The organism is Hyphomonas sp. (assembly GCF_013823385.1).
GTDB lineage: Bacteria > Pseudomonadota > Alphaproteobacteria > Caulobacterales > Hyphomonadaceae > Hyphomonas.
Genome location: NZ_PNMA01000020.1, coordinates 38,001 through 50,441 on the forward strand (window position 1 = coordinate 38,001; position 12,441 = coordinate 50,441).

Annotated in this window: 11 protein-coding genes; 3 read left to right on the forward strand and 8 right to left on the reverse strand. The window is 63.4% G+C overall.

All coding sequences use genetic code 11. The annotated features are described in order from the left end of the window. Positions 1-38 precede the first annotated feature (38 nt). Positions 39-1,241, forward strand: coding sequence for a methionine gamma-lyase (locus C0456_RS12535; protein ID WP_291052532.1), 1,203 nt, complete (start codon positions 39-41; stop codon positions 1,239-1,241). A gap of 3 nt (positions 1,242-1,244) precedes the next feature. Here the strand turns inward: C0456_RS12535 and C0456_RS12540 are convergent, their stop codons facing one another. The 7 genes from C0456_RS12540 to C0456_RS12570 form a co-directional block, all read right to left on the reverse strand. Then, a complete protein-coding gene (locus C0456_RS12540; protein WP_291052534.1) occupies positions 1,245-1,613 on the reverse strand; it encodes an EthD domain-containing protein in 369 nt (122 codons plus the stop codon). After that, positions 1,610-2,845, reverse strand: a complete 1,236-nt coding sequence (locus C0456_RS12545) for an acyl-CoA dehydrogenase family protein (RefSeq protein ID WP_291052536.1) — start codon at positions 2,843-2,845, stop codon at positions 1,610-1,612. Before C0456_RS12545 ends, C0456_RS12540 begins: the two co-directional genes overlap by 4 nt. Before the next feature lie 72 nt (positions 2,846-2,917). Then, positions 2,918-3,661 (reverse strand): tRNA pseudouridine(38-40) synthase TruA, encoded by a 744-nt coding sequence (truA, locus tag C0456_RS12550; RefSeq protein WP_291052539.1) that lies wholly within the window; start codon positions 3,659-3,661, stop codon positions 2,918-2,920. A gap of 77 nt (positions 3,662-3,738) precedes the next feature. Then, entirely contained in the window at positions 3,739-4,680 is a 942-nt protein-coding gene (gene fmt / locus C0456_RS12555) for a methionyl-tRNA formyltransferase (protein WP_291052542.1), read from the reverse strand. 212 nt (positions 4,681-4,892) lie between these two features. Next, positions 4,893-5,423 carry a peptide deformylase gene (def, locus tag C0456_RS12560; RefSeq protein ID WP_291052545.1) on the reverse strand — a complete coding sequence of 177 codons (531 nt, stop codon included), beginning with the start codon at positions 5,421-5,423 and terminating at the stop codon, positions 4,893-4,895. 42 nt (positions 5,424-5,465) lie between these two features. Beyond that, positions 5,466-6,770, reverse strand: coding sequence for a DNA recombination protein RmuC (locus C0456_RS12565; RefSeq protein WP_291052547.1), 1,305 nt, complete (start codon positions 6,768-6,770; stop codon positions 5,466-5,468). Between the two features lie 149 nt (positions 6,771-6,919). After that, positions 6,920-7,897 carry a nitronate monooxygenase family protein gene (locus C0456_RS12570; RefSeq protein WP_291052550.1) on the reverse strand — a complete coding sequence of 326 codons (978 nt, stop codon included), beginning with the start codon at positions 7,895-7,897 and terminating at the stop codon, positions 6,920-6,922. A 145-nt stretch (positions 7,898-8,042) separates the two neighbouring features. On the opposite strand from C0456_RS12570, the gene C0456_RS12575 reads away from it, so the two are divergent. Together C0456_RS12575 and C0456_RS12580 are read left to right on the forward strand one after the other, a co-directional pair. Beyond that, entirely contained in the window at positions 8,043-8,957 is a 915-nt protein-coding gene (locus tag C0456_RS12575) for an HAD family acid phosphatase (protein WP_291052552.1), read from the forward strand. 4 nt (positions 8,958-8,961) lie between these two features. Then, the gene (locus C0456_RS12580) at positions 8,962-9,699 is read left to right on the forward strand and encodes an alpha/beta hydrolase (RefSeq protein WP_291052555.1); all 738 of its coding nucleotides are present in this window, start codon (positions 8,962-8,964) and stop codon (positions 9,697-9,699) included. Positions 9,700-9,734: 35 nt separating this feature from the next. On the opposite strand, the gene C0456_RS12585 is transcribed toward C0456_RS12580, so the two are convergent. Next, entirely contained in the window at positions 9,735-12,329 is a 2,595-nt protein-coding gene (locus C0456_RS12585; RefSeq protein ID WP_291052558.1) for a response regulator, read from the reverse strand. Positions 12,330-12,441 lie beyond the last annotated feature (112 nt).

Sequence of the window (12,441 nt, forward strand, 5' to 3'; positions counted from 1 at the left end):
GTTCCTGCTAGGATCGCCTCAGATCAGGAGGAACGACCATGGCATTTGACGCCCCCCGCCCGCTCGGCCCGGCGACCCGCGCCATCCACCACGGATACGACCCCGCCCAGAATGAGTTTGCGCTGACCCCGCCGCTGCACCTCACTTCCACCTTCGCCTTCCCGGATGCAGAGACAGGCGGCGCTCTGTTTGCCGGGGAAGCTGAAGGCCACATCTATTCGCGCATCTCCAACCCCACCGTTGCCCTGCTGGAAGCGCGGATTGCCAATCTGGAAGGGGCCGAAGCCGGCCTCGCCACGGCCTCCGGCATGGGCGCGATCTCATCCCTGATGTGGACCCTGCTGAAGCCGGGCGACGAAATCATCACCGACAAGACGCTCTATGGCTGCACTTTCTCGTTCATGCGCGACGGGCTTGCCCGCTTCGGCATCAAGATCACCCATGTGGACCTCCGCGAGCCGGAAAACCTTGCCGCTGCAATCAGCGCGCAGACACGCCTTGTCTATTTCGAGACACCTGCCAATCCGAACATGCGCCTGGTGGACATTCGCGAAGCCGCCCGCGTCGCCCATGCGGCCGGGGCGCTGGTGGTGGTCGACAACACCTATGCCACCCCGCTGCTGACCCGACCAATCGAACTGGGCGCGGACTTCGTCGTCCATTCGGCCACCAAATATCTCGGCGGGCACGGCGACCTTGTGGCCGGGATGGTGCTCGGCCGCGCCGAGGCCATCAAGGAAGTGCGCATGGTGGGCGTGAAGGATATGACGGGATCCGTCTTGTCTCCCTTCAATGCGATGCTGGTGATGCGGGGCCTGAAGACCCTGCAGCTGCGCATGGCGCGCCATTGCGAAAGCGGCCTCCAGGTCGCGCGCTGGCTGGAAGCGCAACCGGGCGTCGCCGCGGTCTATTATCCGGGCCTGGAAAGCCATCCGCAGCATGACCTTGCCAAGCGCCAGATGCCGGGCTTTGGCGGCATGATCGCTCTGGAACTGAAAGGCGGCTATGAAGCGGGCATCGCCATGATGAACCGCCTGCGGATGATCCGCCGCGCCGTCAGCCTGGGGGACGCCGAGACCCTGATCCAGCATCCCGCCAGCATGACACATTCCACCTATAGCCGCGAAGAGCGCATTGAGCACGGCATCAGCGACGGCCTCGTGCGCCTCTCCGTGGGCTTGGAAGACGCCGAAGACATTCTCGCAGACCTCGCCGATGCTCTGGGAACGAATGAAGGGTGAGGATCACCCGACAATCGTATGGACGCGGTTATACCAGAGCGGTGAGTTTTCCAGATCGATGAACTTGCGCTCATCCTCCAGCAAGTCGCGCGCGGCCTCGGACACGCCGGGATTGCGCCCGGCAGCCTGCATGGCCTCTTCGCTTTCGAACCAGATTTCGGCGATACCGTCATAGGGTTCAGGCGCGTTGCGGGAGGCGCGGATCGCCTCGCTCATCGCGTCAAACCCGGCATGGACCTGCTCATACCGCACGATCCCCAGCGTCTTGGCCCTGGCGGCCACCAGCGGGGCATGCTGCTCCCGCCAGTAGCGCTGGAACTCTTCCCGGCTGAGATGCGGCAGGCGCCTCAGGCAGAAGGTCAGTTTGATCACAGAATATCTCCGCCCGCAGCGGCCGCCGTGGTGCCGTCTTTCTTGTAAGCACGGATGACATTCTTGCCGGTGATCCATTTGTGCACTTCGTCCGGCCCGTCGACGAGACGCTGGGAGCGGATATGCGTGTACCAGGCGGCAAGCGGGGTATCGAGCGAATAGCCGAGCGCGCCGTGCAGCTGGATGGCGGTGTCTACGACCTTGTGGACCATATTGGCCAGGAACACCTTGGCGATGCCGTTTTCCTGGCGGATGTCCATGCCATTCTCTGCCTTGTAGGCAATGTGGATGAGCATCAGGCGCGCGATGTAGAGCTGGCTGGCGCATTCGGCGAGCATGAACTGTACGCCCTGGCGATCTTCCAGCCCCTTGCCGAAGGTGGAGCGCGTCGTCACCTGCTCCGTAGCCAGATCAAGCGCGCGCTGGGCCATCGCCACATTGTGCATGCCATGGCGCAGGCGGCCATAGGCGAGCCGGTGCTGGCCCATGGCAAAGCCCATCCCTTCCCCACCCAGCAGGTTTGCTTCGGGCACAACGAGATTGTCGATCTTCACCTCGGCATGGCCGCCGCCCATCTCGGTATAATGCTTGCCATGCACTGCCATCGTCGGGATGTCGCGGATGATCTTGTAGCCGGGATTGGGCAGCTCCACGATGAAGGTGGAGAATTGCTGATGGCGCGGCGCGTCCGGATTGGTCTTGGCCATCACCACCGCGATGTCAGCTGCGGTGGCCGCCGAAGAGAACCACTTCTCGCCATTGAGAACGTAATTCCCCTTCCCGTCTTTTACCGCCGTTGTCTGCATGCCGGTCGCGTCGGCCCCGGCGGCTTTCTCGGTCATCGAATAGCAGACGCGCTTTTCGCCGTTGAGAATGGGCTTCAGGTACTTCTCTTTCTGGAAGTCGGTGCCATGCGCCAGCAGCGTCAGCATGGTCGCATCGTCCGGCCCCTGAGAATTCATTGACAGCGCGCCCAGATGGCTCTGGCCAAGTTCCATCTGGACAAGGGCATTGGCCAGCGGCCCGAGCCCCATGCCGCCATGCTCTTTCGGAATGAAAGGAAGCCACAGCCCCTGCGCGCGCGCCTTGGTGCGCAGCGCGGCGAGAACTTCCTTGTAAGGCTTACCCGCAGCCATTTCCTTTTCGGCGGGGATGCATTCTTCCTGCACCCAGCGGCGCACGCGCTCGCGCACTTCCTTTGCGTCTTCCGGAATCGTGAAATCAATGGCCATGGGTGTTCCTCCTCATCTTATCTGGAGGAAGGCTAACCCCGAAAAACGGGCCTGCACAGGATTGCCTTCGCGTCAGCCGGGCCCGTAATCGACCCGCTCGAGGAAGAGGCCGTCGGCTGGCGCGACGGGGCCGCAGCGGGTGCGGTCGGCTGCTTCCAGTATCTCGCGGGCCCATTTCACGGGCCGGTGGCCGCGCCCCACCTCGACCAGACTGCCCACCATGGAGCGGACCTGCCGGTGAATGAAACTCGGCGCCGAACAGGTAAACTCGATCCGCTCGCCATAGCGCGCCACGTCAAACCGGGTGAGCGTCTTAACCGGGCTCAGCGCCTGGCATTCTGTGTCCCGGAAGGTCGAGAAATCATGCGTGCCAATGAAAAACTGCGCGGCTTCATGCATCTTCTCGGCCACCAGTTTCGACGGCACGCGCCAGGCAATGCCGCGATCAATCGTCAGGTCCGCCCGGCGGTTGATCACCACATAGCGGTAATGCCGCGCCGTGGCGGAGAAACGCGCATGGAAATCTTCCTCGACCCTTTCGGCCTTCAGCACGGCAATCGGGTGGGGCCGCAGATGAAAATTCATCGCATCGGCCACCTTGTCTGGCCGGTCCTGGCGCAGATCCATATGGGCAACCTGCCCTGTGGCGTGAACGCCCGCATCCGTTCTGCCCGCGCCGATCACTTCCACGGGCCCGCCATCCAGCCTGGCCGCCGCTTCTTCCAGCGCGCCCTGCACGGTCTGTATGCCCGGCAGGCGCATCCAGCCCTGATAGGCGCCGCCGTGATATTCAATGAGAAGCTTGTAACGAGGCATGACAAAGCCCGCTGCCAAAGCCGGGGCATCAGGTCAACAGGCCATTCAGCCGCCGGGTCCCGGCATCCGGAAAGCCATCAGCCCAGCAAGGCGCCTTCCGGCAGGGGCGAACCAGCCAGAAATTCGCGCGCGGCAAGCGGCTTGCCGCCCGGCTTCTGCAGGCGCAGGAGACGCACGACCCGGCCATCCCCGCAGGCGACACTCAGGCGGTCATCAATCAGCGCGCCGGGCACGGCCACGGTTGCATGATCCGTCAGCTCACTGAAGAGAACCTTCAGGCGAACCGGCCCCTGCCCCAGATCGGCCTCACACCAGGCGCCCGGCGCGGGCGACAGGCCGCGGATCTGGCAGTCGATCTCGGCGGCGGGCTTCGTCCAGTCGATGCGCTGGTCTTCGCCGGTGATTTTCCGGGCATAGGTCATGCCCTCTCCGGCCTGAGGAACGGGCTTCAGGCTGCCATCGGCGAGGCCCGCCAGCGCGCGCGGCGCAAGCTCTGCGGCCAGTGCGGCCAGCCGGTCATGCAGAGTGCCCGCGGTGTCCTGCGCCGTGATGGATGTACGGACACAGGCGAGGACCGCGCCGGTATCAAGCCCCGCTTCCATCATCATCGCGTCCACGCCGGTTTCCGTGTCGCCCGCCATGATTGCCCGCTGGATCGGCGCAGCGCCCCGCCAGCGTGGCAGGATGGAGGCGTGCATGTTGAGGCAGCCAAGACGCGGGGCGTCCAGGATCGGCTGCGGCAGGATCAGCCCATAGGCGACCACGACAGCGGCATCGAGGTTCAGCGCCGCAAAGGCCTCCTGTTCCTCAGGCTTTTTCAGGGATTTGGGCGTGCGCACTTCCAGCCCACGCGCCTCAGCAAAGGCATGCACGGGCGTCGGCGTCAGCTTCTGCCCCCGGCCCGCCGGGCGCGGCGGCTGGGAATAGACGCAGGCAATCTCGTGCCCCGCCGCGATCAGCGCTTCGAGCACGCCAAGCGCAATGCCGGGGCTTCCCATGAAGGCGATACGGAGAGGCATGGCGGGGCGCTCCTTCGGTTATGAGACGGGGCAATAGCGCGCGCAGGGTTTCCTGCCTACCCGGCCCCCGCGATCATCAGACCGGCCTCAATGGCCGAGCCATCTCCAACCGGGAATCATGACGGCCTCATTCCCCCCGAACAGGGCCACGACCAATGCCGCGATGAGCGTTGCGATCAACCACCGGAACCGCATGTCCCGGAAGAAACGCATCAGTTGGCGTCTTCGCGGATAGCGCGGATCTTGGCTTTCTTCACCTTGTCGATGGCGCGGTCGCGCTTCAGGCGGGAGAGGTAATCGATGAACAGCGTGCCTTCGAGATGATCCATCTCGTGCTGGATACAGACCGCGTAGAGGTCTTCGGCCCACTCATCGACCTGGTTTCCATCATAGTCCAGATAACGGATCCTGCACCGGGCGGGGCGCTCCACCTGGTCGAAAATATCCGGCACCGAGAGGCAGCCTTCTTCGTAAGGCTTTGTTTCCTCGATGGTCTCGACGATTTCCGGGTTCACGAAATAGCGCGGCTGGGGCTCCTCGCCCTCGCGGGCCAGGTCCATCACGATCACCCGCAGCGGCACGCCGATCTGGATCGCGGCGAGGCCAATGCCCGGCGCGTCATACATCGTCTCCAGCATGTCATCCATGAGCGCCCGGATCTCGTCGGTAACGCCGCCTTCAACGGGCTTGGACACCTGTTTGAGGCGCGGATCGGGGACAGTGAGGATTTCGCGAATAGCCATGTCCGTCAGATATGCACCCCTCGCCGCAGCGTCAACGGGCGATCACTCTGCCGGCAGCTTCTTCGGCGGCTCCAGCGGCAACTGGCCGGTATCGGGCGTATTGGCCCGCGCTTCGATGAGTTTTGCCTCAGGCGGCACCTTGCCGGGCGGGGCAATCTGCATGTCCTCGAATTTGCGCAGGGTGGGCAGCACGCGCTTGTCGATGGAGCCGAGCAGGCTGTTATAATGATCGACGGACGAATTCAGCGATTTTCCGAGCTTTTCGGTATGGCCGAGCAGCACGCCCATACGGGTGTAGAGCTCTGCGCCGAGCTCGGCGGCGGCCTGGGCATTCTCGTTCATTTCATGCTGGCGCCAGAGATGGGCAACCGTCCGCGCCAGCGCGATCAGCGTGGTCGGGGTCGTCACAATCACCGACCGGTTCATGGCCTTCTCGATCAAGTCAGGTGACTGTTCGAGCGCAGCAGCGAAGAAGTTCTCCCCCGGAATGAACATGGCGATATAGTCAAACCGGTTGCCGAGATTGGACTGGTAGTCCTTTGACGCCAGTGTCGTGACATGCCGCTGCACGCTGGCCGCATGCTGTTTCAGATGCGCCTGCCGCTCAGCCGGATCATCCGTATTGGTCGCGGCCATATAAGAGGCCAGCGATACCTTGGAATCGATCACGATCTGCCGGTCGCCCGGCAGACGGATGATCGCGTCGGGGCGCTGACGGCCTTCTTCAGTGTCGTCATGCACCTGCTCACTGAAGTCGCAATGGGCCGACAGCCCCGCCTGTTCCATGACATTGCGCAGGGTCATCTCGCCCCAGCGCCCGCCGCCTTTTGGCGCGGTGAGGGCGTTCACGAGCTTGCCGGTTTCCGCCGTGTTGCGATGCAGGCTTTCCCCGATGGCTTTGACTTGCTCCGACAAGAGCGATTTGTCTTCGATCCGCACTTTTTCCAGCGCTTCGACCTTCTGGCGGAAGGTCTCGAAATTCTCGCCGATTGGTTTCATGAGCTCTTTCAGCTCGCCCTGGGCCCCTTCCCGGTGGCGCTTGAAGGTCTCTTCGGCGCGCTCCAGGAACATCGTATTGGCCCGGGCAAGAACGCCCTGGGCGAGTTCTGCAAACTTTCGCTCGTCCTCGGCGCTTCGCGCTTCGGCCGCAGCAAGTTTCAGCTGGGCATCCCTCGCCACGGCATCCAGCGTTTGCTCGCGCTGGCGCAAGCGTGCCAATTCTTCGCGCTCAAACCCCGCGCGTTGCCGCGTTTGCCAAAGGTAAGCGCCAAGCCCTACCGCCAGCAGCAGCAGGACAACATGGATCAGGTCAAGTTCGAGCGATCCGATAGTGACGATAGACGGCATCGACTGTCCTTCAACTGGCGCCCAAAGAACATAATCGGAACGAATGCGCGCTGTCTACACCTGTGGGGCGAGCCATGCAGGCCCCACAGGCGAATTTCGCAGTCCGGAAATCAAGGGTTAACGGCGCCCTTGAACAAACAGGGGCTGGATCAGCCCTTCACAAAGCCCGCGAGGCGCTTGGTGATGATCTCTTCGGCCTCGGCCATGATCCGGTCGATCAGCTCCTGGCAGGTCGGGATATCGTAGATCAGACCGGCGACCATGCCGCACGACCAGGCGCCCGCATCCATCTGCCCGTCGAGCATGATCTTGGGATAAACGCCGGCCACTTCCTCGATGATGTCCTCGAACTTGATGCTGGAGCCGAGTTCCTTTTCCTTCTGCAGAAGGCGCTCGACGGCAGGGTTTGTCAGCACGCGCTCGGTATTGCGCAGCGGGCGCATGACGAGGCGGGTGTCGAGTTCGGACGCCGCCACGAGCGCCTGTTTCACATTCTCATGTACCGGGGCTTCTTTCGTCGCGATGAAGCGCGTGCCCATGTTCATGCCTTCGGCGCCGAGCGCCATGGCAGCGACCAGCGAGCGGCCATCAGCCATGCCGCCCGAAGCGATGAAGGGAATTTCCAGCTCGTCCATCGCGCGCGGCAGAAGGATGAAGTTTGGCACATCATCTTCGCCGGGGTGGCCGCCGCATTCAAACCCGTCGACCGATACCGCGTCACAGCCGATCTTCTGCGCCTTCAGTGCGTGGCGGACGGCAGTACATTTATGGATGACCTTGATGCCATTGTCCTTGAGGATGGGCAGCACCTGCACCGGGTTGTTGCCGGCAGTTTCCACCACCTTCACGCCACCCTCGATGATGGCCTTTACATAGCCCGGATAGTCCGGCTGATTAACCGACGGCAGGAAGGTCAGGTTCACGCCGATCGGCTTGTCCGTCATGTCGCGGCAGCGGGCGATCTCGTTGGCGAGGTCTGCCGGGGTGCGCTGCGTCAGGGCGGTAATGATGCCGAGGCCGCCGGCATTGGAAACAGCCGCTGCCATTTCAGCAAAACCGACAAAGTGCATGCCCCCCTGGACAATCGGGTGCTTGATGCCGAGCATTTCAGTGATGCGGGTTTTCATGGCCGGGTCTCCCAAAGGCTTTTCTCTGGCGGCATCCTTGGACAGAGCATCGCCTGCGCGCAAGTCTGACATCGGGGAAATCACCCGGCGCCAGGGGCGGGATAAAGATTGCCCCTCCCCGGAAAGCGTTTTACCCCAAGGGCCCATGGCTGATGGAGTTTCCATGAAATACGCGCTTCCGATCCTTTCTTTCCTGGCGCTGGCAGCCTGCCAGACGGCCACGATGACGGCGCCAGAGCCCGCTTCGGCCGCGCAACCGCCCGCCGCAGTATCGGCCTCTGAAGCGCGCCCCCTCTCCGCTGATCAGTGGCTTTTCGGCTCGGCAGAAGCGCAGATCATGATGGAGCAGAGCTGGAAGCGGATTGCCGCCTTTGTTGAGACTGGCGCCGCATCGCGGCCGGAATACAGCGTCATCCTTGCGCCCGGCGCGACGGCTGAGGCGCCAGACTTCCTCGCCTGCGGAGAAAAACCGCTCGCTGCCGTCTTCGATGTGGACGAAACCCTGATTTGGAATCTGGGATCTGCCGGCGCCTTCCGCCGCATGGGCATCGGGTTCGATCCAGCCATCTGGAGCGAATGGGAGCGCACGGGCGCGGGCAAGGCAGTGCCCATTCCCGGCGCGCTGGAAGGGCTGGAGCGTATTCGCAAGGCAGGTGTGGAAGTCATCCTCAACACCAATCGCGAGGCCGCAAATCTCGCCGGGAACATCGACACCATCCGGGAAGCCGGCTTCGGCGACTATGTGCATGGCGAAACCCTGTTCCTGAAGGGTGATACGCCGGGCGGCTCGGCCAAGGATGGCCGGCGCTATGCCATCTCGGAGAATTACTGCGTCATCGCCCTCGTCGGCGACCAGCTGGGCGACATTGCCGACATCTTCAACGACAAATCGCTAAGCCCCGCAGCCCGCCGTAATCTTGCCGCTGCCCCAGCCTTTGACGGCCTCTGGGACAAGGGCTGGTTCCTCCTGCCCAACCCGACCTACGGACCGTTCGAAAACAGCAGCATAGAAGACATCTTCCCGCCTGAAACCTATTGGGCCCCGGCGGAGGAGAAGTAATCCGATGATCCTCTTCGTACACGGCGTTCCCGATACCCCCGTTCTCTGGCAGCCGCTTGTGGCCGCCCTTGATCTCGGCCCGGAGGATTACCGCGCGCCCGCCCTTCCCGGCTTCGGCACGGAAAAGCCGCCCGGTTTCCGCAGCACCAAGGATGAGTATGCCAGCTGGCTGATCACCCAGATGGAAGCGGCTGGCGGGCCGGTTCACATCGTTGGCCATGACTGGGGCGCGCTGCTCACCCTGCGGGTTGCCAGCCTGCGGCCAGATCTCGTGAAAAGCTGGTGCGTGACCAATGCCGTGATCGATCCGGACTATTCCGGCCACAGAACAGCGCGCATGTGGGCTACCCCGCTGCTCGGCGAATTCGTGATGCTGAACATGCGCAACAAGCCGCGCCTGATCGAGGGCCTTGTGCAAGGCGGCATGCCGCGTGAACTGGCCGAGATTGAAGTGCCCCATATCGACAAGCGCATGCGCCAGTCGATCCTCAGCCTCTATCGCTCCGCCATCGGCCTGCGCTTCAGCGGGCATTGGGTGGATGATCTCGCCAATCTTCCCGAACATGGCCAGCTGTTCTGGGGCGAGAATGATCCGTTTGTAGAGCTGCCCGTGGCCGAGCGTTTCTCGAAGCGCCATGGCACGCCGCTGCATGTCGAGCGCGGTACGGGCCACTGGGCCTGCCATGACCGGGCCGAAAACTTCGCCGCCGTGCTGAAGGCCCTATGGCAAAAGGCTGGCTGAGAAGCCGGCCCTTTTCCGGGTACTGAGAGGCGGGATCAGGCCGCTTCCTTGCCGCCGATGCCTGCCAGTTCCTGCTTGATCCGCTCCGAGAGCTGACGAACCGTAAAGGGCTTGGGCAGGAAGGAAACTGCCCGGTCATCGTCCAGCTGCTGGGCCAGGTCGCGCTCGGCATAGCCGGAGATGAAGATCACGCGCGCATGGCCCAGCTTGTCCTTGGCCTCGCGGATAAGTGTTGGCCCATCCATGCCCGGCATCACCACGTCAGAGATGATGAGATCGAACGAACCCGGCATATCGGTGAGGATGTCGAGCGCCTCTTCCCCGTCGCAGGCTTCCTCCACCTCATAGCCGCGCTGGCGCAGATGGGTCGCCGCGATGGAACGCACGCCGTCTTCATCCTCGACCAGCAGGATACGTCCGCGTCCGGACATATCCATCGGACGGATAACCGGCTTGGCGTTCTCGGCAATGTCCGAAGGCTCAGGGATTTCCTCTGCGGCCAGCGCCGGCAGATAGATATAGAAGGTTGTGCCCTTGCCCATCGACGAGACCGGGCAGACATAACCGCCAGACTGCTTGATGATGCCATAGACGGTCGCCAGGCCAAGCCCCGTGCCGGAACCCTGCTCCTTCGTCGTGAAGAAGGGCTGGAAAATCTTGTCCAGCAGGTCACGCGGCATACCCGTGCCGTTGTCTTCGACCTCGATCAGCAGATACTCGCCATCCTCGACATAGTTGAAGCCCAGCGCATGGGCCTCCTTGCCGGTGGAGCGCGCCGTGCGGATCGACAGCTTGCCGCCATTGCGGTGCGCAATCATGGCGTCGCGGGCATTGGTAGCCAGGTTGATGATCGCCGTTTCCAGCTGGTTCTTGTCGGCCTTGATCCAGGGCACATCGCGGCCATGCTTGACCTCAAGCTCAACCCGCTCATCCAGCACCTGGCGCAGCAGGATCGAGAACTCGGAGAGGAAGTCGGTAACGTTGAAGATTTCCCGCTTGAAGGTCTGCGCGCGGGCATAAGCCAGCAGCATACGGACGAGTTCACGGGCCCGCGAGGAGAATTCGTGAATCGATTGCAGATACTCATAGGACGGGTCACCCACAGGATGGCGCGTCATCAGCTCTTCATAGTTGAAGATGATGCCCTGCAGCACGTTGTTGAAGTCATGCGCGACCACGCCGGCCAGCTGGCCGATGGAGCGCATCTTCTCGCCATGCGCAAGGCGCGTCTCAAGCTGGCGCTGCTCGGTGATGTCGATGATATAGGCCACCGAGGGGCGGCCCGTATTGTTGAGCGTAACGAAGACATTGACGTGCCGCGCTTCATCGCCCGCCGTCTTCAGCGCGACCGGCTTGTCGATGGCATCGACCAGCAGGGTGGCGAGCGTTTCCTCGCCCTCTTCGGAAATGAAGAGATCGGCAAAGCGCGTGCCGGGCGTTGCCCGCCCGCCGGTGACTTCCATCAGCGCGCGGTTGGCGTCGAGAATGACCGCGCTGTCCACCCGGTCGCCGTCAAGGCGCACGGCGCCGAAGGGAGCGTCGTCGAACATCGGGTCGCCGTCCGGGCGGGGCGGGCGCGAAGCTGCCTGCAGCGCAAACCGTTCTTCCCCGCCATTGAGGACCTGCGGGCTTGCCAGCACGATCGTGCGGCCTGCGGCATCAGCGCCCCGGCCCGTCCAGCTGGTGATCGCCTGCACGGGGATCTCCACCCCGTCGCGCGCCCGCAGCTGGATGTCCGCGCGGCCCGGCGCGCCGGACTTGCGGTCCCGCGCCAGCATCTTCACGAATTCCGGACGCATGATGTCGTCGGTGCGGATGTTCTTGGCTGTCTCCGGCAGGCCCAGCAGCTCGCGCAGCCAGGAGTTGGCATAGGTGATCGTGCCGTCCGGCTTGGCCGCGAAAAAGCCCATGGGGGCATCTTCAACATAGAGCGATTTGAGATCCGCCGCGCCCGTTGCCTCGATCTGTCCGGCAATCCGGCGGATGCGCCACAGCACGCGGCCGCGCGGCAGCGGCGAGACGGACACTTCGAACTGCGCCGGCACCTGTTCCGGCCCCAGCGCCAGCGGCGGCAGCACTTCGCGGCGCTGCGTGCCCGCCTTGGCAGATTTCGACAGGCGGTAAACCGGCGCGGCAAGGCCGGGGTTGGCACCGAACAGGCGGTCAACGGTGACCGGGCCGCTCTCGGCCGTGCCCGCAATCAGGGCAAGCCGGGTGAGATCGGAATAGGCGGTATTGGCGGCCACCGGCGCGCCGCCGGGATCGGTCACCAGAACGGCCTCATCCAGCGCTTCGATCCAGGGGAAGCGCGGCGCGCTGGCATTCGCCACCCGCGCAGCAGCGCCCTTTTCCGGGAAGAGGCCGATGTATCGCCCTGCCCCGCGCACGGTCCAGAGAAGGAATACCAGGCCGCCTGACGCCATGGTGATCAGCAGGATGGAGCCGGTCGCGCCCGACGCATTCGGCCAGGCGAGCGAGATGCTGGCGGCGGCGATCGACAGGAGCAGACAGCCCCAGAAACCCAGTTGCAGGAAGTCGATACGCCGCCCTTCCCGCTCACCGGCATTCGCCTCCTCGCCTGGCGTTGCCGCAGCGAGAGTCAGCTCAAGGGTGTCTGCTTCGTTACTCATGGTCTACCACCATTCTATTGACCGGTTCCCTTTCCGGGCTGGCCATGCCTTATGCGAGGCGGGCATCACATGACTCGATGCCCAGCCTTCGCCTAGTTTATCAATTCTGACA